The following is a 24,395-nucleotide window of genomic DNA, read 5'->3' as shown; positions in this document are numbered from 1 at the left end:
GTGGTGGGGTTACACGCGTGGTTCGGGTCGGGGATACGGTGCGCCGTCCTGCCCAGGCGTGGAGCCCGGCCGTGCCGCGTACTGGTGCAGCGGCTCCGGAGAGGCCGGCGTGGCGGGTGTACCAGCCTGGCATGGTGTGGACGAGCAGGGCAGGGACGTCTCGACTATCTGCCCGGCGAGGTCGGCAACTATCCGCTGTCAAAGCAGGTGCGCACTGAGTCCGCGCTGGTCTCTGCAGCGCGGCTCCTGCGGCAGTTGCATGACGCCTCGGTGTCCCTGGCCACTGAGGAATGCCCCGCTTGGCAGCCGCCGCGGATCGAGCCTGTGGAGGTCGTCTGCCACGGTGACTTCGCCTGCACAACTGTGTCTTTGACGGCGTCAGCGCGGTCGGGGTGATCGACTTCGACGGCGCGCGGCCCGGGCCGCGGTGCTGGGACCTGGCTTACGCGCTGTACCGCTTCGCGCCGCTCACCGACCCGGCCAACCACGACGGGTTCGGTGACACCGAGCAGCAGGCGCGCCGGGCGCGTACGTTCCTGGACGCCTACGGGTGTACGCCCGCACAGCGGCGGGTGGCGCTGGCAACAGTCCCCGAGCGGCTGCGTTCGCTCGTGACCTTCATGCAGGAAGCCGCAGCCGGCGGCGACCCGAACTTCGCCCGACACATCGCCAAAGGACACGCCGACCTGTACCTGCGCGACATCGAGTACATCGTCCGCTGCAACCAACAATGGTCAGACCTGGTAATGGAAAGCGGCCAAGAATAAGAACACGCACACGGCAGCGGAAAGGCAACAAAAAATGCCTGCAATCAAACTCAAAGAACACCAGGTAGACCAGAAAACGAGTTTCCGGAAGTGGGTTGGATTTCCTACAAGGTCGCCTGTGCCTCCGGAGGGGGCGCGTGCCATGGGGGTGTCCGCGACCGGGTCCGGTAAGACGATCACCACCGCTGCGTCTGCTTTGGAGTGCTTCCCGGACGGGCGGATTCTGGTGATGGTGCCCACGCTGGACCTGATCGTGCAGAGCGCCCAGTCCTGGCGGCGGGTCGGGCACCGCACTCCGATGGTCGCGGTCTGCTCGGTGGACAAGGACGAGGTCCTGGAGCAGCTCGGGGTGCGCACCACCACCAACCCGATCCAGCTCGCCCTGTGGGCCGGGCACGGGCCGGTGGTCGTGTTCGCCACGTACGCCTCTCTGGTGGATCGCGAGGATCCCGCCGACGTCGCTGGTCGCAAGACTGTTCCTGGGCCGCTGGAATCGGCTCTGGCTGGTGGGAAGCGGATGTACGGGCAGCGGATGGCTCCGTTTGACCTGGCCATTCTGGACGAGGGGCACATGACGGCCGGGGACATGGGTCGGCCGTGGGCGGCGATCCACGACAACGCCCGGATCCCTGTCGATTTCCGGCTCTACCTGACCGCCACCCCAAGGATTCTCGCCGCGCCCCGGCCGCAGCGGGGCCGGGACGGGCGGGAGGTGGTGATCGCGTCGATGGAGGACGACTCCAGCACCTATGGCACCCGGATTTTCGATCTCGGTCTGGCGGAGGCGGTGGAACGGTCGATCCTTGCGGGGTTCGAGATTGACGTGCTGGAGATCCGCGACCCTGACCCGATCCTGGGGCTGTCGGAGGACGCGCTGCGTGGCAGGCGCATGGCCATGCTCCAGGCCGCGCTGCTGGAGCACGCGGCGCAGCAGAATCTGCACACCACCATGGTGTTCCACCAGCGGGTGGAGGAAGCTGCGGCGTTCGCCGAGCAGATGCCGCGCACGGCCGCCGAGTTGTACGCCGCTGAGGCCTCTGCGGCGGCGCTGGACGGTGCGGAGGAAATGCCCGCGTCGTCGATCGGCGCTGAGCTGTACGAGTTGGAGATGGGCCGTCATGTGCCCGCGGACCGGGTATGGGCGGACTGGCTGTGCGGGGACCATCCCATCGCGCACCGGCGTGCGGTGATCCACCGGTTCGCCAACGGCATCGACGCCCAGAACCGGCGGGTGCACCGGGCGTTCCTGTCTTCTGTACGGGCCCTCGGAGTCGGGGTCGACATCACCGGACTACGCGGGGTCGAGGCTGTGTGCATCGTCGGCTCGCGCAGCTCCCAGGTCGACGTCGTCCAGAACATCGGACGCGCCCTGCGCCCCAACCCCGACGGCACGACCAAGACCGCCCGGATCATCATCCCCGTCTTCCTCCAGCCCGGAGAGGACCCGAGGGACATGGTCGCCTCGGCCAGCTACCAGCCCTTGGTCGACATCCTCCAAGCCCTGCGCTCCCACTCGGAGCGCATGGTCGACCAGCTCGCCTCCCGCGCCCTGACCCGCGGCACCGAACGTCGGCGTATCCACGTCCACCCCTCCCACACGGCCGGGGCCGGCCCGGAAAACGGGGACATGCCCGAGGAGACCAGCCAGGCACAGCACGAGGCCGACCGGGTCACCTCGGTCGTGGTCAACTTCGCCTCCCCCCGCGACGCCGCCGACATCGCCGCCCTCACCCGCTGCCGCGTCATCCGACCCCAGTCCCTCGTCTGGCTCGAGGGTTATCAGGCCCTGGTCCGGTGGCGTGCCGAGAACGAGATCACCGGCCTGTACGCCGTGCCCTATGACGTCGAGACCGAGGTCGGAACGACGAAGGCGTTTCCGCTTGGCCGATGGGTGCATCAGCAGCGGAAATCGCTGCGCGTCGGCGAACTCGGCCTCCACCGCAAGACGCTGCTCGACGAGACCGGGATGGTGTGGGAGCCGGGCGAGGAGGCATGGGAAACCAAACTCGCCGCACTCCGCTCCTACCACCGGGCCACCGGACACCTCGCACCCCGCCAGGACACCGTCTGGGGCGAGAGCGAAGTTGAGGGCCTGATGCCCATCGGGCAGCACATGGCCAACCTCCGCCGCAGGGGCGGCCTCGGCAAGGATCCACAGCGCGCGGAGACCCGGGCCGCGCAGCTCGCGGAGATCGACCCGGACTGGAACTGCCCCTGGCCCCTCGATTGGCAACGCCACCACCGTCACCTCGCCGACCTCGCCACCGACGAAGCCGGTGGAGTGCTGCCCCACATCGCACCCGGCGTACTCATGGACGGCGACGACCTCGGGCGGTGGCTCACGCGGCAAAGAGAAGCGAGCAACTGGAGACAGCTCTCCGCCGAACAGCAGGAACGGCTGACCAGGCTGGGCGTGACGCCCGCAGAACAGCCCACCCCGGCCCCGGCGGCCAAGGGGGGTGCCGGGAAAGCATTGGGGAAAGCAGCCGCGGCCTTCCACAGGGGCGTAGCCGCCCTCACGCAGTGGGTCGAGAGGGAAGGCGCAGACCGGCCCGTACCCCGCAAGGCGGTGGAGGTCTTGCCCGATGGAACCGAGACCAAGCTCGGCATCTGGTACAGCAACACCAAATCGCGCCGGGACAAGCTCGACCAAGAGCAACTGGATGCGCTGCGGGAGCTGGGCATCGACTGGACGTAAATCAAGAGGCTGGCTTCGGAAATCGTCCCAAGTTCCAGGAAGGCAAGGTGCATGGGCACCCACATGAGGCAGACTGAACTCGCACAGCTCGTTCATTGATCAGCCCCGGGGACCTCCCGCCACCCTGGTGAGGCGCTGAACGAGACCGCCACTGGAGGACCCGCGTGCCCGGGCCGACAGGTCGCATCTCCGTCTCACAACAAGCTGCACGCTGTGCAGTCTTCCGTTCCTGGGAGGTGACGGACACACGGCGGGCGGCAGGGGCACGCTCGCTCGCCACGTGTCCAAGCCTTCAATGCTCCATCTATCTGTGCTTGCCGACGCGTTCCCCGACTACATCGCCGGGATCGCTGTGCTGCTTACGGCCGCAGCCCCCGGTTGGATCCGTGGCAAGGTCCGTAACCGCACCGACTCCGACGACCGTCCCAACTCCGAAGGAGACAGCAACGGTAGTTCCTAATCACCCTGCAGCTACTACCACCTTCCGGCGTGACACCACGTCGGCTCCACGCCGGACGGTGGTGGCCAAGCGGACAGCAAGGGCTCCACGGCCACGAGGCTGCCCGGTGGTCGAGGCCGTCCGCGAGGGGTCTGTCCAGCCAACGGTGTAACTCGGGTGGCGTGAGTTAGCGGCGGCCGATGGAAAGTCGGCCGTCGAAGGCGATGTCGAAGGCCTGCAGTGCGGGCTTCCATCGCATGGTCCAGCGTTTGCGTCCCTGCCCGGTGGGGTCCAGGCTCATGACGGCCATGTAGACGCACTTGAGAGCTGCGGCTTCGTTCGGAAAGTGCCCGCGAGCGCGTACGGCCTTGCGGATGCGCGCGTTCACGCTCTCGATCGCGTTCGTCGTGCAGACGATGCGGCGTATCTCGGTGTCGAACTGGAGGAACGGCACGAACTCGGCCCAGGCGTTCTCCCAGAGCCGCACGATGGCCGGATACTTGGCGCCCCACTCCTGCTGGAAGTCCAGGAAGCGGTCCTCGGCGGCCTTTGCGGTCGGCGCGGTGTAGACGGGCTTGAGCGCGCGGGAGATCTTGTCCCAGTCCTGGCGGCCCGCGTAACGGAACGACGCCCGGATCAAGTGGACCACACAGGTCTGGGTAACCGCCTGGGGCCAGACCGCCGAGATGGCATCGGGAAGACCCTTGAGCCCGTCACAGACGACCATGCACACGTCCTCGACGCCGCGGTTCTTGATCTCGGTGAGGACCTGGAGCCAGTACTTGGCGCCCTCGCCGCCGTCGCCGGCCCACAGGCCGAGGATGTCCCGGGTGCCGTCCACGGTCACCGCGAGGGCGACGTAGATCGGACGGTTCGCCACCTGCCCGTCGCGCACCTTCACGTGCACGCAGTCGATGAAGATCACCGGGTAGACCGGGTCCAGCGGCCGGTTCTGCCACTCGGCCATCCCATCCATGACCTTGTCGGTGATGGTCGAGATGGTCTGCTTGGACACGCTCGCGCCGTAGACCTCGGCCAGATGCGCGGAGATGTCACCGTGCGTCAGACCCCGCGCGGACAGCGACAGGACCATCTCGTCCACGCCGGTCAGCCGCCGCTGCCGCTTCTTGACGATCTGCGGCTCGAAGCTCCCATCGCGGTCACGCGGCACCGTGATCTCCAACGGCCCGACGTCGGTCAGCACGGTCTTGGACCGGACCCCGTTGCGGGAGTTGCCGCTGCCAGCGCCGGCCGGGTCGTGCTTCTCATAGCCGAGGTGGTCGGTGATCTCGCCCTCCAGGGCGGACTCCAGCACCCGCTTGGTCAGCTGCTGCAGCAGCCCACCCTCACCAGTCAGCTGCAGCCCGCTCGCGCGGGCCCGGTCGACCAACTGCCCGATCAACTGCTCGTCCAGCACGTCCGCCGACACCTCGACCGGCCGGACTTCTTCAACCGCCTCGACAGAGGCAGTCATGTCGCTCATCAGGTGCTACTTCCATGATCGGGAGTTACACCGAAGACCGTACAGACCCTGGATCAATGAATCTGGATAGCGGCGGCGGTGATGAAGGCGTTGAGGGCGCCCTGCAGCTCTTGTTCGCGTTCAGCCAGCTCGGTCTTCGTTGATGCCCTGCGGATTGGGCCGATGGCGTCGAAGGCCGATGCAGCAAGTGCGACGAGCGTGTCGTCTTCGGCGAGGAGCCGCACTCGGAACTGGGCATTCTCTGTGGCGGCGCCAAGTCGGTCGCACTCGGTGAAGGCGTGTCGCGTTTCGGGGTTGTCGGCATCTCCCTGCAGGCGGAACCAAAGGGCAACTGTCCCTTGCTTGAGTGCCGTTACGGCTCCTGCGTAGGCGCTGTAAGTCGTCAGACGTTCCTGGCGCAGTTGCAGTGAGCGGGCGAAGACCTCCGCTTGCACACTGGAACGGCGCTGGAAGGTAAAGGTGATGATTGATCCCAACAGGGTTCCAGCGACAGCGATCAAGCTGGCCAGCACAACCTCCATATCGACATCTCAGCACGCAGATGCGTCCCCGCACAGAGCCAAGGCCAGATCGACAAACCGAAGCGCCGCTGGCAGGAGGCACTTCGAGCCGACACCAAGACCACTCAGCGTGACTTTAGGCCCGGTTCATCAGGCGCATACGCGACACCGGAACATGCGGGCCTACAGTCCCAAAACCGGTTCTGCCGGGCGACGGCGGCCGGGGTCACGGACTGGTCGCCCTCGTCCCTGCCGATCTCACGGCGGAGGGAGTCAAGGCAGATCACCGCGTCGACCGCCGCGGTGGCGGCGAACGTGGACTTGCCCGACGCCCCGGGGCCGACCGCGACCACGAGCGTGCCGGGTGCCAGGTCGAGCGCCGGGACGATATCCGGGCACGGCGGTGCGCTGATCATCGTTATTCCTGCCCGCCGGTCAACCGGTCAACCGGTCGACGGCGGGGGCCAGTTCGTCGCGCTCGGCGGCTTCTTCGGCGTCGGTCAGGCGCTGGGGCGCGTCCGTGACGGTGACCTTCGGGTCGACTTCCGCCGACAAGGCCTTTCGCGCGCTGCCGTTGTCCAGCCACTCGAAGGCGGTACGGAAGATGGGGGCGTTCTTGCTGGTCATGGTGTAGGCGATGGCCTTCTGCCAGGACGGATGGTCGGGGTCGTACATGGGCGTGATGGGCGCCTCGATGCCCTCGGGCCACCAGCCCATGCGCACGCCCCGGGGCACCGCGCGGGACAGCGCGATGGTCGGGCCGCGCAGCTCGCCGTCGAACTCCGCGCGCAGTTCCTCGGCCTTCTTGTGGCCGTCGGCCGCCACGACGAGCCGGGCGAACCTGAACGCATTGGCCGACAGGGAGGTGAGGTACAGCACGGCCCGCTCGGCGTCCCACTCGGTATCCGCGGTGACGGTCAGTTCGTGGTGGTGCTCGGCGAGGAGCAGGAGCAGTTTCCGCTCGAACTCCTGCGATGCGCCTTCAATGGTGATCTTCATGCGTCCCTCCGGGACGGTCGTGAGGCCTTCCTTGCGGGCGCCCTCGGTGCCTTGGCGGGCGGCGCCGACGGCGCCGCGCCCCTGCGGAGTCCGTTACTTGGCACGGCCCCGGCGCTGCTCGGGCCCCTCAGAGCCGTGCCGTGGCACGGTGCGGCCCGCGGCCCGGCGGGCTGCTCGGGCTTTGCCGGGCGCTTGGAGGTGGTGACGCTGCGCGAGCGGGCGGCCGCGGTGGAGACGCGTGGGCTGTCGGAGGGCTGCGCCGTCAGCAGCGGGCGGGCCAGCTCGTCGATGCGGTCGAGCTGGGGGCCGAAGTCGGCGGGGAGGCCCGCGCGCAGCTTCTGCTGCACGGTGAGGAAGTCATGGGACTCCTGCTGTGTCCAGGGCCGGTCGCGTTCGCGTTCCAGGGCCTGCCGCAACGCCAGCGGTTCGGCGGCGAGTTCGGTGGCGGCGGCCGCGTACCGGGGTATGGACTCGCCTCGGCGGTAGACGGCCGCGTAGTCGGCGAGTCCCTCGCGCACGATGACCTCGCAGGAGACGGCGATGCCCGTGTACGAGGCGAGCGCCTTCTCCGGCACGGTCAGCCGACCCTGCCCGCGGTCGCGGACCTGCTCGTAGTAGCGGTTGAGGATGCCCTGCTCGCTCAGCGCCTGGGAGACGGCCAGGGCGAGCACCTCGGTGCGGGTGCCCACGGCCCGGTACTGCCGGATGGTCGCGGCCAGGAAGTCCGGGTCCATGGCGATCTCCTGGACCAGGGCGTTGAGCTTCCGCCCGCCGGAGAGCGGATCCTCGCCCCGGACGAACTGCTGGGCCTGCCGCATCCGAGCCCGTCCGTCGGGGCCCGTGTAGAGCGTCATGAGCCGGTCGTCCTCGGCCATGAATTGGGCGTACTGCGGGTGGTAGGGCTTGTGAGATCGCTGTCGACGTCGGCGAAGCCGCCCCGCGCGTCGAGTTGTTCGGCCACGAGCTGGGCCACCCGGGTCTTGCCCGCGCCCGGCTGCCCGAGCAGGGAAGACCGCGGTGGCCGGGTCCAGCGGCGTCGCCGTCCACCCCGACAAGGAACATCTGCGCGCCCTCGCCGAGGAACTGTAAACCCCCGCAGCACCACCACCCGCATCATCGAGCTGCTGCACACCTGGCCCACCTGAGCCTGGCGCCTACGCGCCCGATCCGGTTCGCTGCATGCCGATGGCCGCGCCAGAGCGAGGCCATCAGCGCCGCTGGGCCAGGAGACTTCACCCCCGGGGGTGTTCCGCCGAGGGGAACAGTCCGGATGTGACGGCGCAGGTGACCGTCGTCCGAGGGCCACGCCGTCGAGTCGTGAGCGGAGTGCCTTGCCCACGGACGGAGACAGCTTGGAGGCGACCCGTCGACGGCCGACCGGGGCGCCTGTCTCAGCTCGTGGGATACCGTGGATCCCTTGGTCCGCCCTACCCGTGGTACACGACGCGGACGACGATCGCGTCAACCGGCAGCTCGTCGAGGTAGGCGTTGAAGTAGCGGCGCAGTTCCAGACCCGCGATGCCGTGCCATTGGCCGTCCAGGGTGAGCAGGGCGTTGGTGGGCAGGACGTCCGAGGCCCGCTCCTCCACGTAGGCGGCGAGGTCGTCGCCGATGTCGCCCACCGGGAAGCTTCCGATCCGATCACGCAGATCGGGCCGTTCGTCGTGGAGAGCCTTGATGACGGCCTGGCCGAGATACTCCTCGTCAACGCGGCGGGGCGGGTAGGCGGGGTCTCCCCGGTGCTTCTCCGCGAAGAATTCCAGCGGGTGGGCGGCGGGGTGGCGGGCTGCGAAGTCGTGCCAGTCGTGGAAGTCCCGGGCGGCCTCGGCGGCCACGGGCCGTCGGGCGGCGTCGAAGTCCAGGAGCCCTCGGGGGCCGCCGTCGCAGGTGCCGGGCGGGAAGACGCGGGGTTGGCCTCGTAGGTCAAGCTCGCCCCTGATGAGGCGGGGGTCGTCCTCGAACCCGGGGAGCACGGGGAACTCACATCCACGGCCGTCGATCTGCCAGTAGTCCCACTCGCCCATCCACCCGGGGTCGTCGGGGACGTCCTCGCGGTTGTAGTCGTAGGGGGCCATGGCCGCGCTGATGGCCCCGTGGACTTCCCCCCTGTCGCAGGGGGGAAGGCACACCGTCACGTTCTCTTTCGCCATGGCTCACCGCCACTCCGCCGGCCGCTCGACGCCCTGGTCGGCGAGGTTCCGAACCATGGCGGTCCGGAAGGCGGGCCTGGCGAACGGGTAGGCCGTGTCACCGAGAGGACCGGACAGGTAGTCCTCGATGACGACATCCAGATTGCCCCGGAGGGACGTGGTCGGGGACGAGGCGACGCCTTCGAGGAATGCGAAGCACCGCTCCGCCAGGTCCTTGAGGCGCTGCGGGGAGCCGAGTGCGGGCTCAAGGACGTAGGTGAAGAGCTCCCAGAGCAGGCCGTAATGGTCGCCCTTGATATCGTCGACCGTTTCGGAATTCGCTTCGTCGGACAGAGCCGAATTCAAGCGGCTCGTGACCCTGTCGGAAATCTCGGGTACCTGGGCGAGTAGTTCCTCCAGGAAGTTGGCACAGGTGATCACCTCTGCCAGTCCTTAGGAACGGGCTGACCGTTCGCTGCGAGGCACTCTGCCATGAGGGCGCGAAAGGCGGGCCCCCCACGCCTATAGGACGCTTGGCCGAGGGGATCAAGGAGGAAATCGGTGACGGCCAGGGAAAGGTTGCCTCGGACATGGGAGTCGGAAGAGTCCGCGACCCGCTCCAGCAGGGCGAAGCAACGGTCGAGGAGTTCATTCCGAGCCGGATCGGTCGAGTTGAGCGCGGGAATCAGGATGGCGGTCAGCAACTCGAAGGACAGGGAATAGGGGTTGTACTTCAGGTGATCCAGATCCTCTGGATCCAGATCACTCAAAGCGTTTGATTCCATCGCTGCTGCAACACAGCTGCTGAATTCCGGCACTTGATCCAGAGTCTCCTGGAAGAAGTTTCCTGTGGTGATGGTTTCGGCGTGGGCCATTCCGGCTCCTTTGGTGGTCCGCGGCGCACTTGGATCCTACAGCGCACTGCGGACCGATGGACCAGCAATACTTACGCCGTGGGTGGCGCCTGCGTGTAACAATCGTCGAAGAGCACGCCCCCGACGCCCTCACCGTCCGGAGTGATATCCAGTGGATCGAGAAGACCTTCCAGCGTGCTTCTGGTTCCTTCCTTCCGGTCATAGTTGTAGACATCGACCGGATACTGGGACAGATTCACGGCGGAGCCGACGATACCGAAGCCTTTCATGAAGCCCTTCATGTGCATGGGTTCACCGGTCTGACGGGGACGGGGATTCGGTGAGCGGTCCCCGGGGGTAACTTCGAACTTCTGGCCCGTAATGTCACTTACGGCCTGTTTGGAGACGATGTTCTTTCGGGCGCCCTCGAGCCCCTTCCGCACGGAGTCATCCCCATTGACATATGCCGTCACATTACCGGTGACGTCGCTGGAATTCATACCGCCCCACAACTCCTTCGCCTCGGTTCGGGCGACCTTGAGATCGCCTTCCGAGAGAAGTTCCTTACCGGATTTCATCTTCTGGACACGGTGTTTCTCGAGGAGTTCAGAGAGGCGTTTCATGAGGTCGGCAGCCTTGGAAATTTGCCACGTGCCGACCGCCTGCCCACTGTTGAACTCCTGGATGAGAGCGGTGGTCACCTTTCCATCGCCCTTCGCCGTGGCGGCGTGGTCCCGGATGTAGATGGCGGCAAGAATGTTCTTCAGGTCCGAATTGATCACGACCGGTGGCTTGGCACGCGGCTTGTGCAGGCCCAGGTTGTCGTTCATCAGGCGCTGCTGCCGCTCGTACTCCATGCGGTCCGGGTCGTAGAGACCGGTCGGGTCGCTGTGGGTCACGGGGTTGTTGTGACTGTAGGTGTAGCCGTTCACCTGGAGGGGGTCGGCCATGTTCGTAGGCGGGGTCGCCGGGGAAGGCGATGGACTCGATGTGCTGCGGGGGGATCGCGTTCCGCATCTCGGCATAGAGCTCCTTCACGTTCCTGGCCTCCTGGAAGTCGACACGCAGCCAGCCCGGGCTGACATGCCGGTCGATGAGGAGGTCACGAAGCTGCTGCGGCCAGTCGGCAACCTCCTGGGCGAACAGACCGCGGTAGAGCTGAACGACTTCGTCGGGCAGCTCCTCGGGCATCGCCTGGTCGGGATCCCATGCCTCCCACTGGTCCACCAGCTGCTGAGGCATGTACGCGTTGTAGTCCTCGTGCGCGGGATCCAGCAGGACCAAGCCGGCCACCTCGTCCGCAAAGCGTGTCGCGTGATGACGGGCATACAGACCGCCGAGGGAGTGGCCGACCAGCAGGTAGGGCGCCGGAATGCCGGCGGCCCGAAGCAACTGATGCAGCTCGTCGGTCACCTCCGCGGAGCTGCGGGTCGCCGACCCCGGCGCCGCCGCCGTCCAGCACATCGCCCGCACCCTGACCGAGGTGATGTCCCAGCGGCAGCTCAGCATGCGCGGCCTCGCCGAGACCTCCGGGGTGAACCGGCAGGCCATCGCAGACCTGCTGGCCGGACGGTCCTGGCCCAACGTCGCCACCGTCGCCGGCTCGGCGCCGCCATCGGAACCTCGCTGTCGTCCAGGCCGGTAGTGGCGCTGATGAGCGCGGTGGGCATGGCGGGGCAGGCGAGCGAGCCCTCGACGAGAAGGGCTCCGGAGGGTGTGCTGCCCTGCAGGCCGCGTGAACCGCCCGGGTTCGGTAGAGATCTCGGACTGTCGTGATGACCTGGGGCGCGAGGTTCGCGAGGCGCTGTTGCGATTCACCCCGGGACGCGTACTCGGCAAGCAGTGTCTGGCCCACGCGACACGTGGCCGATCCTCACGCCGATAGTGTGGATCGGTGGACATCCTGGCGTTCGACGCGCTGAAGGGGGTCGTGCTCGCCGCAGCGGCAGGCAGCCCGCAGGACCGCTTTGCGGCCGGAATGTTTCTGCTGGTCTTCGCAGCGATCAGCTGGTATGGCCTGCTCTGGCTGATGGTCAGGCGTGGCGATGAGGCGCAGATGCGGGACTATCTCGTGCAGTTGTGGGACACCCTCCCGCACAGGTCGCAGCCGGTCGAACCGTACCTGCTGCAGGGCGTACGCGACCCGGTCACCATCGCCGGTCGTACCACGGCCGGCCCGGCGGGGACGTTGACCGCTCCGCTGTCGGGCTCCGCGTGCGTCTGGTACCGGGTTCGAGTTACCCGTGACGACGAGGTGGGCTCGAACAGCGGTACTTGCCACGTTGTTCTCTACGAGGACCACTGTGACCCCGACCTGGTCACGGTCGCGGTCGCGGACGCCACCTCGGTCTTGCTGGATCCGGGCCTGTGCGCCCGCAGCCTGGTACCGGGCCGGGAACACGACCTGGTCGAACGCACCATCGAAGAGCGCACGCCACCGCCCCCGGGCAGGCAGCTGCCCCTCAACCCCGGCCCGCACCTGGCGAGCCTGATCGACACCGGCCGGGTCGACGCCGCCGCACTCAAGCGCAATGTGCCGTCGAACACCAACAGCTTCACCGTCACCGAGGATGTCGTCCGGCCCGACACCGACGTCCTGGCCACTGGGGGCGCCACCGCAGTCGGCAGGACGCTCACACTGACCGCCCGCGACGGGCACCGTGACGGCGTAACCTCAATGGCCCCCGCGCAGATCACCGGCCACATCGCCGCACGCCGCCGCTGGCAGAAGAGGGTGGCATTCGCACTCACGGCCGCAACGTCGTTGTTCTGCACGTTCGGGATGCTCCTGCTGTCCCGGTAACTTGGTGGGCTGGCGTGCCGCACGGCGTTGTCGGACGACGCACCGACCTCGACGGCGATGTTCACCGTGGCCCTGGCGAGCTTCTCGGGGAGTGATGAATCAGGTGTGAGCCTCCACGAAGGAGTCACCTGATTCATGACACTCCCGGCAAGCTCTGTAGTTGTCGGTTACGGAGAAGAGCTCAACGCGTATCAGAGGGCGGTAAGCGAGTTGATAGGTGATTGATCGTCACCTGAACGCGTGAGGTTGCGGCATCACAACTGGTCAGCGGGCTCGGGCGCGCTGGGCAGAACCCCCTGCGCGCCAGCGCAAGCCCCACAAGACTGACCTGGCCGACGAAGCAGCGGGCGCTGATCGAACCGGTGATCGCCGCGTGGAAGGCCGCGTGCCCCTCGGTCAGCGGTCACCAGGGCCGGTACGAGATACGGGAGATCGTCAGCGCGCTCCCGGACCAGGGCCGCACCGGCTGCCAGTGTCAGTTGAGGGGCTTGCGGACTTTTGTAGGTCAGGCGAGCAACGTTTACGGAGGGGAGCCGGAGCCGAGACAGTGAACGAGTCTGCGTCCGCGTCATGCCTCCTGCAGGCTCGCCGCCAGCCTAACGACTGCGTCGACCTGCCTATTCAGCGCCACAAGATCCTCCGGCCAGCCCGCGTACCGCACGCACAGTTCCCGGCCGGCCATCGCCACCGACTCCACGTCCGGCGGCAGGCCCAGTCGGTGTATCTTCCGGTATTGCACCCGTGCAGGCGAATGCTCCTCGCGGAGGCGGACCAGGACCGTCATGTACCAAAAGGATTCCGCCTTGGGGTCCTCGCTCATGGCGCAGGCGATGCCCACCTGGACGCCCTCCCGGTGGCCCACGGCCAGCAGTGTGCCGCGGAAAAGCTGGCTCGCCGGCAGCTCCCACCCGTCCCCGTCGGTGGTGAACGCCGACGAGTCGGTCTCGCAACGCCCCCCGTTGAGGCACGCCCAGGCGAGCAGGCACACGCGACTGCTCTCCCGCCGGTCCGCCTCGCGCTCATCGTCGCCCAGCGACATGGCGGCGAGCAGAACACCGAACACGAGCGCGCCGGCGGGGAGGGGCACTATCCACTGCCACTGCCACTGCCACCGCAATCGCAAGAACAACTCGACCACGAGGAGGAGCACCGCCGCGAACCCTCCGAAGGCCGCACCCATCAACAGCGTGTCCCGCGTGTCCCGCGTGTCGTCCGTAAGGCGCATGTCATGCAGTAGACCACCGTTTGCCGTCAATTGCCCTGCCCTGGATGGCTGTTGTGCCGAGGGCGGATGGTCGGGCAGCTTCGGGCCGGCGGTGCGGGCAGGGGGATTGGGCAGTTCCAGCAGCGTTCACCGGAATCAGCACAGCGGCAGCAACGCGCCCAGAGTTGACAAGAAGTGGCGGGCAGGACCTCGACCACGTCGTGGTCGTCGAGAGCACCCAGCGGGCTGAGCGTCACAAGTTCCTTTCTTAGGGCGGGGGTTGTTGGTCGTGGGCAGCGACGGATCAGCGGCGTGTGGCCGTATGCGGGGCAGCGGGCGCCGGAGGAAGGGTGGCGGTGCTCCAGCGCGGGACGCTGCGGGCGCCGAGCGCCGGCGGCCTTCGGGTGCGGGCGCGCTGGATGTCGAGCGGGGTCGGAACCGAGGGCGCGGGCGGTGTGACGGGCGTGAGCTGGGCAGCCTCGCGCAGCCCAGGGAGCAACGAGTCTCTCCTGCGCTGCAGGGGCGCCGGGTCGGGCACGCTCTGGGTGATGGCCTTCACCAGGGCGGTGGGGGTGTGGGTGGTGGCGTACCAGCGGGCGTACCCGTTCTTCGGTCGCCATCCCGTCCGAGGACTGCAATTCCATCGGGTGCCTCCTCGCTCACCGTCCCCCCCCGTTACCGTTTTCGTGGCTCCGCAATGGGGCCTCCGGCCTTCGGGTCCGGCATGACTTCCCCCCTTGTTGCGGTTGATGATCCGGGGGGTGGTGTCACCGGGCCTGGAGGCATCGACGGACCGCTGATGAGGGGCTTGAGCACCGGCTTCACCCGAGCCGGAAGAGCTCTCCGTAACGTGGGTGTGGCAGCTCGATGCCGAGGCAAGGCCGGACGAAAGCGTGAGCGGAGGGGCCTGCACGTGATCGACACCGAAGACATCGACGTCTTCCTCGGCCTGGACGTCGGCAAGGGCGAACACCACGCCACCGCTGTCACCCCGGCCGGCAAGAAGGCCTTCGACAAGCGACTGCCCAACACCGAGCCCAAGCTCCGCGAGCTCTTCGACAAGCTGAAGGCCAAGCACGGAACGGTGCTGGTCGTGGTCGACCAGCCGGCCTCGATCGGGGCCCTGCCGCTGGCTGTTGCGAGGGACATGGGCTGCCCCGTGGCCTACCTTCCGGGGCTGACGATGCGGCGGATCGCCGACCTCTACCCCGGCGAGGCCAAAACGGATGTGAAGGACGCGTTCATCATCGCGGACGCGGCCCGCGCGATGCCCCACACGCTGCGAGCGATCGACGGCGAGGACGAGACGATCGCCGAGCTGGAGATGATCGTCGGGTTCGACGACGACCTGGCCGGCGAAGCGACCCGGGTCGCGAACCGGCTTCACGGTCTGCTGACCCAGATTCATTCGTCGCTGGAGCGGGTGCTGGGGCCGCGGTTGCAGCACCCGGCGGTTCTTGCCTTGCTGGAGCGGTTCGGGTCTCCGTCCCAGATCCGCAAGACAGGCCGGCGCCGTCTGGTGACGCTGTTACGGCCGAAGGCCCCGCGGATGGCCGAGCGACTGGTCGAGGAGATCTTCACCGCTCTGGACGAGCAGACCGTCACCGTTCCGGGCACCGAAGCGGCCGCACTGATCGTCCCGAGCCTGGCCGGATCCCTGGCTGCCGTCCTTGACCAGCGCAAACTCCTGGCCGGGCGGATCGAGGAACTCCTGGACGCCCACCCTCTTTCGAAGGTCCTGACGTCCATGCCGGGCATAGGCGTCAGGACCGGAGCCCGGATCCTCATCGAGGTCGGTGACGGCAGCACGTTCCCGACCGCCGGCCACCTCGCCGCCTACGCCGGTCTCGCCCCCGCGACCCGCAGTTCCGGGTCCTCGATCCGCGGCGAACAGCCCTCCAGGAGAGGAAACAAGCAGCTCAAGAGGGCCTTCTTCCTCTCCGCGTTCGCAGCCCTGGGCGACCCGGCATCGCGGGCCTACTACGACAAAAAGATCGCCCAGGGCAAGCACCACACCCAGGCCCTGCTCTGCCTCGCCCGACGACGACTCGCGCAGCGCATCGCCGCCGACCGGCGGGGGGTGGTGCAGGTGATCGCGGTCTCTGCCTCGGTCCGGCAGGCGCTGCTCGACGCCGGCGTTCCCCCTGGCCGGGTTCGTACGGTTCTGAACGGTCTGGACGTCGGCCACTTTGAGGACCGGCTGCGGCAGGCCCAAGCCGAAGGCGTCTTCGCCCGGGTCCGGGACCGTAACCGGCTGCCCGCCGGGCACCGCATCGTGCTGGTGTCGGCCCGCCGGGTGGCGTGGAAGGGCCATGAGGACGTCATCCGGGCCGCCGACCCAAAGAACGAGGCCTGCTTCAGGACACCGTCGTGGTCTTCAACGGCGCCGGCCTGCTGGACAGCCGGGCCCCTCACTACGAGGACGATCTCACCCGGCTGATCGCCGGCCTCGGCCTGGCCGGGAAGGTGGTCCTGCTCGATGAGCTGGACCCGCAGGAAGTCGCCGCCTGCTACACCGCGGCGCATGTCGCGGTGCACCCGTCCCGGGAGCCCGAGCCGTTCGGCTACAGCAACATCGAATCCATGCTCGCGGGTGTCCCGGTGATCGCGACCGGGCACGGCGGGCCGCTGGAGTACATCGATGACGAAACGTCCGGGCTGCTGGTTCCGCCCGCCGCCCCCGATGCCATCGCCGCGGCGCTGGAGCGGCTGCTGACCGACGACGCGCTGCACGCCCGCATCGCGGCCGCGGGCCGGACCTCGGCGAAGCGGTTCAGCCTGGACGCCATGTTCGACGCCTACGAGGCCGTGATCAGCACCGGCGCCGTGGCGCCGGTCGTGGAAAGGGCGGGTGCGCGATGACGTACATCCTGGGAGTCAACGCGGGCCTGGCCACCTTCCACGACCCTGCCGCCTGTCTGGTCGACGAGCACGGCACCGTGCTGGCCGCCATCGAGGAGGAGCGGCTGAACCGGCAACGGCAGGCAGGAAGCTTCCCCGCGACGGCACCTTCTGTGAACCTCGAGCCACCGCCCTCACCCCATGAACGAGACACACACCCCAGACCGACAGCCGGTGCTTGACGAAGGACATGGAGGCACCCCGGCGGGCTTTGTGTGCGGCGCAGCCCAACCCCGCAGTGCTATCGCGGGGATTGACCTCCTGGCTAAAGCTGATAGCTTTTAGCTAATACAGTTAGCCGCTGGGTCGGCAGGCCCTATGGAGGTAGTCGTGACCGAGTTCCTGAACGTCAACGGTGGGACCATCGCGTACGAGGTGAGCGGTGTCGCCGGGCCGCTGGTGGTGGTCGCCCACGGCATGGGCGACAGTCGCGAGGCCTACAGGTTCTTCACCCCCGCTCTGGTGGAAGCCGGGTACCGGGTCGCCGCGGTGGACCTGCGCGGCCACGGTGAGTCCAGCGTCGGGTGGGCGTCCTACACCCGCACCGACCTCGCGGGCGACCTGATCGCCCTGGTGGAACATCTCGGTGAGCCGGCGGTGCTCGTCGGCCACTCCATCGCCGGGGGTGCGGTCACGATCGCCGCGGCCAAGGCACCGGAGCTCATCACCGCGGTGGTCGAACTCGCGCCCTTCACCCGCAAGCAGCAGGTCCGGCTCGGTGACCTGCGGGTGGCCGGCTACCGCCGCGGCATGACCCATCTCATGGGCACCACCATTTTCGGCAGCACCGGGCAGTGGGCCAAGTACCTGGACGTCGCCTACCCCGGCTCCAAGCCCGCGGACTTCGACACGCGCATACGGCAGATCACCGCGATGCTGGAGGAGCCCGGCCGGATGAAGGTCCTGCAGGCGATGGGCAAGATCTCACCTGTCGACGCAGGTGAGCAACTGGGCAACGTCACCTGCCCGGTGCTCATCGTGCAGGGCACCCTCGATCCTGACTGGGCCTCGCCGCAGGCCGAGGGCGAGGCGATCGTCGCCGACCTGCCGACCGGTCTGGGCCGGTTGGAGCTGATCGAAGGCGCCGGTCACTACCCGCACGTCCAGTTCCCCCAGCAGACCCTCACCGCGGTCCTGACCTTCCTGGCCGGTGTCGGTGCCTAGGGCAGGCCTGGACGCGGCCACGATCGCCGCCGCCGGCGCCGCGCTCGCCGACGAGGTCGGCTTCAGCGAGCTGACCATGGGCCGGCTGGCAGAGCGGCTCGGGGTGCGCACCCCGTCGCTCTACAAGCACATCGCCGGCCAGGGCGACCTCCACCGGCGCATCGCGGCGCTCGCCTTCGATGAGGCCGGCGTCGCGATCGGCACGGCCATCCAGGGCCTCGCCAGGCGCGACGCCCTCGCCGCCGCTGCCGGCGCGCTCCGCGACTTCGTGCTCACCCACCCCGGCCGCTACGCGGCCACCCTCGGCCTCACGCCGACCGGTCCCGACGACCCGATCATGCTCGCCGGCAGACGAGGGATCGGCCCCTTCGCAGCGGTCCTGCGGGGATACGACATCCCCCCACAGGACATGACCCACGCGCTGCGGGCAGTGCGCAGCGTCTTCCACGGCTTCGCCCACCTGCAGGCATCCGGCGGATTCCAGTGGTCCGCCGATGTCGGCGAGAGCTTCGAATATCTCATCGACCTCGTCGACAGCGGCCTTCGATCCGCCGCCGTCACAGACCCCGGCGCCGTCGCAGACCCCGCCGATCGTCACCGGTAGGCCACACGCTCGCCGGACCGCCATCCCTTCCTCCCCGCACCCGCCAGAAGTGGAAACCATCATGGACGCAGTGCTCACCGCCGTCATCGACATCGACGCCACCCCGGAAGCGGTGTGGAACGTCCTCACCGACTTCGCCTCCTACGGCGAGTGGAGCACCTTCACCGCAGCCGAGGGAACCGCTCACGTGGGAGACAGGCTCACCATGCGCATGCCCGGCATGACCTTCAGGCCCACAGTCACCGTCGCGACACCCGGCCAGGAACTGCGGTGGGCCGGCACGCTCGGCACGAAGCGGATCTTCCACGGCCAGCACTCCTTCACCCTTTCCCCCAACGACGACGGCACCACCCGCCTGACCAACCGCGAGGAATTCTCCGGCGTCCTGACCACCCTGACCCGGCGATTCCTGAGGACGCCCAAGCACGACGGGTACGCCGCCTTCAACACGGGCCTCAAGCAGCGGGTGGAAGGCCTCACCGAGCACAGCACACGGTGACGACGCCCTCACCCGCCAGCATGATGCGATCCTGCACCGGCCGGTCTTCCGCTGGGCGACCCGCTACAACACCGCCGACTCCACTCCCGCCTCGGCCAGATGAGCCCGATCACCTACAAACAGCGATCAACTACACCGACCACCACCGCATGACAACCGGCGTCCACAATCATGGGGAAGCTCTTCGGTCACCCCGGTCACGACCCCTCCGGACCGCAGAGCCGCCGATTCCGTTCCACAGAAGGGCGACCACCGTCCCGCTGCCACAGTCGGCAACGGAACATCCCGTCTTACCGCCACGCGCACAGCCGAGGAAGACCGAATGAGACTCACGATCGTGGCGGCAACCGGAGGCATCGGCAGCCAACTCCTCACCCAGGCCGTCGAAGCCGGCCATGAGGTCACAGCCATCGTGAGAAACCCCGACAGGCTGCCCGACGCGCCGATACGCACCGTGGTCACCGATCTCACGACCGCGGACCCGGCAGTCCTGCGCTCGGCAGTCACCGGAGCCGACGCGGTCCTCTCAGGACTCGGCGCTCGATCAGGAGCCGAAGCCGGCGTCGCCTCGCACGGAACCCAAGCCATCGTCCAGGCCATGCAGGAGACCGCCGTACGACGCATCATCGCCGTCAGCGCCGCATCGGTCGGCACCGTACCGTCGCCCCGTCGCCCCAACCCGCCCAGACACAACCCCGGCGACGGATTCTTCATGCGACACCTGGCAGCCCCGATGGCCAAGGCAGCATTCCGCAGACACTACGACGACCTGGCCCTGATGGAAGACCTCCTCCACGACAGCGACCTGGACTGGACCGTCACCCGCCCACCTCGACTGCTCAACACGCGTCTGAAGAAAACCTACCGAACAGCCTACGAACAGAACGTCCGCACCGGCATGTTCATCTCCCGCGCCGACGTAGCCCACCTCATGCTCGACGCCCTCGACAACCCCGAGACGATCCACCACATCATCGGTATCGCCTACTGACAACACCCCGCTGATCCACCCAGCACACCAGCCACCCCGACTGACGCGATCCACCACCCGACACGCGAAGCAGACGCTCCGACGCGAGGCGAGCACCCACACATGACACGCACGAATTAAAACAAAAGGCCTCAGCATGCAACAGGGCGGATGAATTGAGACATCGACGGCACCACCGGAAAACCTTCATCGCAGCCGGCGTGTACAACATCGCCTGGGGATGCCTCGCCGTCGCCGATCCGCAATGGTTCTACCGCCTCAGCGGCCTGCCCCTGTCGAACTCCCCCCAGATTTTCGCCACCCTCGGCATGGTGCTCGGCCTGTACGGCTTGCTCTACCTGGAGGTGGCCATATGGCCTGAGCGCGGCTGGTCGATAGCTGCCGTCGGGCTGACCGGCAAAGTACTGGGGCCGCTCGGGCTGGCCTGGCTCATCATCACCGGCGTCTGGCCCTTCAGCACAGTCGTCATCGTGATCACGAACGACCTGATCTGGTGGGCGCCCTTCACCTGGTACCTGTTCGACGGCTGGTCCGACTTCCTGGCCACCTCCGGCCTCGACCGCCGTGAGTAGCTGTCGCAGTACCGGTCTTGGGGTTTGTCGATCGAACGCACGGTGTCATCCAAAGGCCAGATGACCCATCTCCTGAGGCACAACGACGAGATCCGAATGCCCCAGGTCGGACCCCTGTCAAGTTGTCATGCAGGCCTCACAGGAACAGGCACTCAGCCGGACCGGTTGACGTTCTTGAACATCTGCCGGCCGGCCTCGCGCACGGCGACCACCTCGTCCTGCGCCTCTTCCAGCTCGCGCCGCAGACGTGCGTTGTCCGCACGGACCGCGGCCAGTTCGTCCTTGACGCGCTGGACCTCCGCCTGGAGTTCGCCCACGCGCCCGGTCAGCTCCTTGGTGCCGCGCCGGTCCAGATCCGGCGAGCTGGTGCAGCTCGTCCGCGCCGGCTGCCGGGGCTGTGTGGTGGCTTTGCAGTCGATGAGAGTGCCGCCGATGAAGTCAGCGTCGGCCCCGCCGAGATCGCTGCTGCCGGCGAAGGTCGGGCCGCACACCCGCTGACCTTCGGGGAGAGCGCGGTACGGTGCGAAGGGCTTCGCCGCGAGGGTCATCTGCTGCGCCAGGTCGTCGACTGACGTAGGAGGGCACTGCCGCGATCAGGCTCTGGAGGGTCGTGTGCGGGGTGGCGGACGCCAGAGGGCTGTGCCGGCGAACGTGGCCGCAGCGGAAGATGTCCTCGTGGAAGGCGGCGACGAAGCACAGTCGGCTCAGGGCATCGTCACCGCTGTCCTGCGGGCTGGCGAGGTGGGCGTCGACCGCGTCGAGCAGGTCCTGGCCTGCCGCTGCACGGCTTTGCGGGCCGCTGGCTCAGGAGACCCCTCCAATGGTGCGCTGAGGCCAGCGACGGCAACTCCGAGATTGACGGCGTTCCCGAGGGGCCGGCCGAACTGCAGGTGCAGCCGGAAGTCGACGGCATGGCGGGTCTTCGATCTTGAGCGGTGCGCCTGCTCAGGGCCTCTGACGTTTCGTTACGCTCAGTGAGGGCACTTGGTGGCTGCGGCCGGGCCGCAGGCGCGCCGGGCCCCCGGGGCACTGCACGGCTGCGGTCCCTCTCCGGGACTACGGGTACAGCTTCTCGCCCTTCGCCAGCATCGCTACGTACTTCTCTATCCGGCGCGCCCGGGTCTCGGGCTTCTTGGCGTCTTGGACCCGGTACAGGATCGCGTAGCGGTTCTGCCGGTCCAGTGTCTCGAAGAACGCCGCGGCGGCCGGGTCGGCGGTCAGGGCCGCCGTGAGGTCGTCCGGCACCGTGGCGGTCTTCGCGCCGTCGTAGGCCGCCTCCCAGCGGCCGTCTGCCTTGGCACGGTCGACCTCGGCCTGCCCCGGGGGCTGCATCCGGCCCTGCTCGATCAGGGCGGCCGCCTTGTCCCGGTTGACCTTGGACCACTTGCTGCGCGGCTTGCGCGGGGTGAACCGCTGGAGCCACCACTGGTCGTCGAACTTGGCCTTCTGGCCGTCGATCCAGCCGTAGCAGAGTGCCACGTCGAGCGCCTGGGCGTAGTCCAGCGCGACGATTCCGGGGCCCTTCTTGCGAAGCCTGAGCCAGATGCCGGACGAGACGGCGTGGTTCTCGCCGAGCCATGCCTGGAATGTCTCGGCGGATTCGAATGCGACGATCTCCAAGTCCTGAGTCACCCCAGCAGCGAACCACACCCGGCCGATTGTCGTGACGCATTCGGACACGGCCCCGGATGCAGGATGCCCGTGGACCTGCGTGATCATCCCTGTTCTCGACGCAGAACGATCATGCAGGAGCCACGGGCTCGCTCAACGATACGACGTTGCTGCTCGACCTCGACGGGGTGTCCGTCGCGCGGGTTGAGCGGCTGGCCGACGGAAGGCGCCGAGTTCACCTGGTCACGGCCGACGAGACAGCCAGGGCCTGCCCGGCCTGCGGGGTGTTCGCCACCCGGGTGAAGGGCTCGGCTGTGACCCGGCCGCGCGATCTCCCTTACGGCGAGAGCGGATTGGAGTTCCGCTGGCACAAGCGCCGCTGGTGGTGCCGCGAGGCCGGCTGCCCTCGCCGGTCCTTCACCGAGCAGATCCCGCAGATTCGGCCGGTGCCAGGCTGACCGGCCGGCTGCGGGGTGCGGCCGGGCGCCGCATACGGGATGCCGGCTCCACGGTCATCCAGGTCGCGCGGGATCTGCATCTGTCCTGGCCGACCGTGATGGAAGCCTTCCGCACGCAGGACCGCGACGTCGCCGAGGCACCTCTGCCGCAGGTCACAGTCCTGGGCATCGACGAGACCCGGCGCGGACGGCCCCGCTGGGAACGGGATGCGGATACCGGCAAGTGGCGCCTGACCCGGGACCGGTGGCACACCGGCTTCGTCGACGCCCTCGGTCACGGCGGGCTGCTCGGACAGGTCAAGGGCCGCACCGTCGCCGACGTCCTGGCCTGGCTCTCCACCACCGACCTGGACTGGAGAAGGGGCATCGGCTACGTCGCCATCGACATGTCGGCCACCTACCGCGCCGCGATCCGTATCGGCCTGCCGCACGCCACTGTCGTGGTCGACCACTTCCACGTGGTCGAGCTTGCCAACAAGATGCTGTCCATGCTCAGGCTCCGCACCACCGCCGAGACCCGCGGCCGGCGCGGACGGGCGAGCGACCCGGCTCCCCCCTGACCAGGGGATTCACGGGATGCGTGACCAAGGCTGGGGAAGTACGTGACATATCGGCGCGCGGTGATACCGGCACTGATCGCAGCGTTGCTGCTCACGGCGTTTTTGTGGCGGGCGGGGGCGAGTGCGCAGGCGCTGCACCTGCCGAGCACCGCCGGTGTGCTCGGCGGGCGGGCTGCGACCGAGCTCGAACTATGGCTCACCCCTTGGTCGTACGACCATCCGGCCTCGGTTCAGTTCGGCGCCGGAGTGTTCGGCGGGATCGGGGACACGGCCGGGACCGACGGCTCCCGTTACCTCGCGCTGTACGCAACCGCGCTGCAGATCCGGTTCGGCGCGGTCTTCGCCTTCTTCGTGCCTGGGGCGCTGTTCCTGGTCCGCAGGCTGCCGCCGGTGCACGGCCGGATGCCTGCCGCGCTGCTGGCCGTGTGGGCCTGGGGCCGGTCGCCGGGACCTTGGCGGTGGCCGTCTCCGCTCCGCGGCTGATCGCCGCGCAGGGGCATGGCAGTTACCGTTTTCTGCCGCAGTCGGCGAGCGTGATCTCCTCCGGGCGGCAGATCCTGGTGGTGACCGCGTTGGTCGCGGCGGCGGGGACGGTGCTCGCGGCGCGGGTCACCGCCGAGGGCGCCGGCCCACTGCCGCAGGAGGTCGTCCCGGCGCGGGCCGCCCGATTGCCCGCCGCACCCACGGCACGGGCGGGAGGTCCGGGGTCCTTCCGAACGGCCTCAACGAGGCAGGCAGCCAGTCCGGCATCGGCGAGCGAGGGATCGATCGGTTCGGCCATGCAGGCCGGGATACCACCCTGATCAGAACGCCCCGGCTCGGAGGCGGCCTCCAGGCCGAGAACCCCTTCTCGCCACTGCCTGATCCGACACGCCGGTCCACAACGTTCGACAATTACTCCGTCCGGACGAGGCGGGCTCCGGGCGATCCCATGCCCTGAGCCGTTGTCGAAGCCCAAGCCCGCTCGAAACAGGAGCGCCCTTGCCCGGAATCCGAGGAGAGTTCGCATGATCAGCGCCTCAGTAGTCGCGAACCCAGGCGCTTTCCCCGGCGGCTACATCCGCGACAGCACCAGAGGCGATCGCCTACGCTCAGAGCCTCGGCAAGCCCATCCGCCCGCGGTCACATACCACGTCGATGCTTCACAGAGCCCGTGACT

At 68.1% G+C, this 24,395-nt stretch carries 26 protein-coding genes and 2 pseudogenes; 14 read left to right on the top strand and 14 right to left on the bottom strand.

Translation table 11 applies throughout. The annotated features are described in order from the left end of the window. The first annotated feature begins 353 nt into the window (after positions 1-353). Positions 354-767 carry a phosphotransferase gene (locus RWE79_RS39315; protein ID WP_475946423.1) on the top strand — a complete coding sequence of 138 codons (414 nt, stop codon included), beginning with the start codon at positions 354-356 and terminating at the stop codon, positions 765-767. Between the two features lie 34 nt (positions 768-801). Beyond that, positions 802-3,465 carry a helicase associated domain-containing protein gene (locus RWE79_RS39310; RefSeq protein ID WP_475945529.1) on the top strand — a complete coding sequence of 888 codons (2,664 nt, stop codon included), beginning with the start codon at positions 802-804 and terminating at the stop codon, positions 3,463-3,465. Between the two features lie 626 nt (positions 3,466-4,091). On the opposite strand, the gene RWE79_RS39305 is transcribed toward RWE79_RS39310, so the two are convergent. The 10 genes and pseudogenes from RWE79_RS39305 to RWE79_RS39260 all read right to left on the bottom strand — a co-directional run. Then, entirely contained in the window at positions 4,092-5,378 is a 1,287-nt protein-coding gene (locus tag RWE79_RS39305) for an IS256 family transposase (RefSeq protein ID WP_475946421.1), read from the bottom strand. Positions 5,379-5,440: 62 nt separating this feature from the next. Beyond that, a complete protein-coding gene (locus tag RWE79_RS39300) occupies positions 5,441-5,908 on the bottom strand; it encodes a hypothetical protein (RefSeq protein WP_475945527.1) in 468 nt (155 codons plus the stop codon). Between the two features lie 104 nt (positions 5,909-6,012). Then, entirely contained in the window at positions 6,013-6,303 is a 291-nt protein-coding gene (locus RWE79_RS39295) for a hypothetical protein (protein WP_475945525.1), read from the bottom strand. A 19-nt stretch (positions 6,304-6,322) separates the two neighbouring features. Next, positions 6,323-6,886: a hypothetical protein gene (locus tag RWE79_RS39290; RefSeq protein WP_475945523.1), complete on the bottom strand. Its 564-nt coding sequence runs from the start codon at positions 6,884-6,886 to the stop codon at positions 6,323-6,325. After that, the gene (locus tag RWE79_RS39285; RefSeq protein WP_475945521.1) at positions 6,883-8,016 is read right to left on the bottom strand and encodes a zeta toxin family protein; all 1,134 of its coding nucleotides are present in this window, start codon (positions 8,014-8,016) and stop codon (positions 6,883-6,885) included. Before RWE79_RS39285 ends, RWE79_RS39290 begins: the two co-directional genes overlap by 4 nt. A 297-nt stretch (positions 8,017-8,313) precedes the next feature. Continuing rightward, entirely contained in the window at positions 8,314-9,036 is a 723-nt protein-coding gene (locus RWE79_RS39280) for a hypothetical protein (protein WP_475945519.1), read from the bottom strand. Between the two features lie 3 nt (positions 9,037-9,039). Continuing rightward, positions 9,040-9,456 (bottom strand): hypothetical protein, encoded by a 417-nt coding sequence (locus RWE79_RS39275; RefSeq protein ID WP_475945517.1) that lies wholly within the window; start codon positions 9,454-9,456, stop codon positions 9,040-9,042. Next, positions 9,453-9,890, bottom strand: a complete 438-nt coding sequence (locus tag RWE79_RS39270) for a hypothetical protein (protein ID WP_475945515.1) — start codon at positions 9,888-9,890, stop codon at positions 9,453-9,455. Before RWE79_RS39270 ends, RWE79_RS39275 begins: the two co-directional genes overlap by 4 nt. 71 nt (positions 9,891-9,961) lie before the next feature. After that, on the bottom strand, positions 9,962-10,819 hold the full coding sequence (locus RWE79_RS39265; RefSeq protein WP_475946454.1) for a hypothetical protein: 858 nt from the start codon (positions 10,817-10,819) through the stop codon (positions 9,962-9,964). A gap of 304 nt (positions 10,820-11,123) precedes the next feature. Further along, positions 11,124-11,333: pseudogene (locus RWE79_RS39260) on the bottom strand (alpha/beta fold hydrolase); the annotation flags it as partial. Positions 11,334-11,763: 430 nt separating this feature from the next. Here RWE79_RS39260 and RWE79_RS39255 point away from each other — a divergent pair. Then, positions 11,764-12,672, top strand: a complete 909-nt coding sequence (locus tag RWE79_RS39255) for a hypothetical protein (protein WP_475945513.1) — start codon at positions 11,764-11,766, stop codon at positions 12,670-12,672. 568 nt (positions 12,673-13,240) lie between these two features. Here RWE79_RS39255 and RWE79_RS39250 read toward each other — a convergent pair. Beyond that, complete coding sequence (locus RWE79_RS39250; RefSeq protein WP_475945511.1) at positions 13,241-13,897, bottom strand: hypothetical protein; 657 nt, start codon at positions 13,895-13,897, stop codon at positions 13,241-13,243. A gap of 892 nt (positions 13,898-14,789) precedes the next feature. Here RWE79_RS39250 and RWE79_RS39245 point away from each other — a divergent pair. The 8 genes and pseudogenes from RWE79_RS39245 to RWE79_RS39210 form a co-directional block, all read left to right on the top strand. After that, positions 14,790-15,956 (top strand): annotated as a pseudogene (locus RWE79_RS39245) (IS110 family RNA-guided transposase); the annotation flags it as partial. 290 nt (positions 15,957-16,246) lie between these two features. Further along, positions 16,247-16,738 carry a glycosyltransferase family 4 protein gene (locus RWE79_RS39240; protein ID WP_475945509.1) on the top strand — a complete coding sequence of 164 codons (492 nt, stop codon included), beginning with the start codon at positions 16,247-16,249 and terminating at the stop codon, positions 16,736-16,738. Next, complete coding sequence (locus RWE79_RS39235) at positions 16,735-16,959, top strand: hypothetical protein (protein ID WP_475945507.1); 225 nt, start codon at positions 16,735-16,737, stop codon at positions 16,957-16,959. The genes RWE79_RS39240 and RWE79_RS39235 overlap by 4 nt, the downstream gene beginning before the upstream one ends. Before the next feature lie 148 nt (positions 16,960-17,107). Then, complete coding sequence (locus tag RWE79_RS39230; RefSeq protein WP_475945505.1) at positions 17,108-17,941, top strand: alpha/beta fold hydrolase; 834 nt, start codon at positions 17,108-17,110, stop codon at positions 17,939-17,941. A 22-nt stretch (positions 17,942-17,963) separates the two neighbouring features. Continuing rightward, the gene (locus RWE79_RS39225) at positions 17,964-18,545 is read left to right on the top strand and encodes a TetR/AcrR family transcriptional regulator (RefSeq protein WP_475946419.1); all 582 of its coding nucleotides are present in this window, start codon (positions 17,964-17,966) and stop codon (positions 18,543-18,545) included. Between the two features lie 61 nt (positions 18,546-18,606). Beyond that, the gene (locus RWE79_RS39220) at positions 18,607-19,044 is read left to right on the top strand and encodes an SRPBCC family protein (protein ID WP_475945503.1); all 438 of its coding nucleotides are present in this window, start codon (positions 18,607-18,609) and stop codon (positions 19,042-19,044) included. Positions 19,045-19,366: 322 nt separating this feature from the next. Beyond that, complete coding sequence (locus RWE79_RS39215) at positions 19,367-20,035, top strand: NAD(P)-dependent oxidoreductase (RefSeq protein ID WP_475945501.1); 669 nt, start codon at positions 19,367-19,369, stop codon at positions 20,033-20,035. A 200-nt stretch (positions 20,036-20,235) separates the two neighbouring features. Next, the gene (locus RWE79_RS39210) at positions 20,236-20,607 is read left to right on the top strand and encodes a hypothetical protein (RefSeq protein WP_475945499.1); all 372 of its coding nucleotides are present in this window, start codon (positions 20,236-20,238) and stop codon (positions 20,605-20,607) included. A 152-nt stretch (positions 20,608-20,759) separates the two neighbouring features. Here the strand turns inward: RWE79_RS39210 and RWE79_RS39205 are convergent, their stop codons facing one another. Together RWE79_RS39205 and RWE79_RS39200 are read right to left on the bottom strand one after the other, a co-directional pair. Next, positions 20,760-21,155 (bottom strand): DUF1192 family protein, encoded by a 396-nt coding sequence (locus tag RWE79_RS39205; RefSeq protein ID WP_475945497.1) that lies wholly within the window; start codon positions 21,153-21,155, stop codon positions 20,760-20,762. Between the two features lie 508 nt (positions 21,156-21,663). Continuing rightward, positions 21,664-22,257, bottom strand: coding sequence for a YdeI/OmpD-associated family protein (locus RWE79_RS39200; RefSeq protein WP_475945495.1), 594 nt, complete (start codon positions 22,255-22,257; stop codon positions 21,664-21,666). A 128-nt stretch (positions 22,258-22,385) separates the two neighbouring features. On the opposite strand from RWE79_RS39200, the gene RWE79_RS39195 reads away from it, so the two are divergent. The 3 genes from RWE79_RS39195 to RWE79_RS39185 all read left to right on the top strand — a co-directional run bounded on the left by RWE79_RS39195 (position 22,386) and on the right by RWE79_RS39185 (position 23,719). Further along, on the top strand, positions 22,386-22,676 hold the full coding sequence (locus RWE79_RS39195; RefSeq protein WP_475945493.1) for a transposase family protein: 291 nt from the start codon (positions 22,386-22,388) through the stop codon (positions 22,674-22,676). A gap of 98 nt (positions 22,677-22,774) precedes the next feature. Further along, positions 22,775-23,236, top strand: a complete 462-nt coding sequence (locus RWE79_RS39190) for an ISL3 family transposase (RefSeq protein ID WP_475946417.1) — start codon at positions 22,775-22,777, stop codon at positions 23,234-23,236. Positions 23,237-23,278: 42 nt separating this feature from the next. Beyond that, positions 23,279-23,719 carry a hypothetical protein gene (locus RWE79_RS39185; protein ID WP_475945492.1) on the top strand — a complete coding sequence of 147 codons (441 nt, stop codon included), beginning with the start codon at positions 23,279-23,281 and terminating at the stop codon, positions 23,717-23,719. A gap of 22 nt (positions 23,720-23,741) precedes the next feature. Here the strand turns inward: RWE79_RS39185 and RWE79_RS39180 are convergent, their stop codons facing one another. After that, the gene (locus RWE79_RS39180) at positions 23,742-24,017 is read right to left on the bottom strand and encodes a hypothetical protein (protein ID WP_475945490.1); all 276 of its coding nucleotides are present in this window, start codon (positions 24,015-24,017) and stop codon (positions 23,742-23,744) included. Positions 24,018-24,395: the final 378 nt, after the last annotated feature.

The organism is Streptomyces sp. RLA131 (assembly GCF_056270125.1).
The sequence above is the reverse complement of the archived record's forward strand: the minus strand, read 5'-3'. Positions and strand labels throughout refer to the sequence as shown.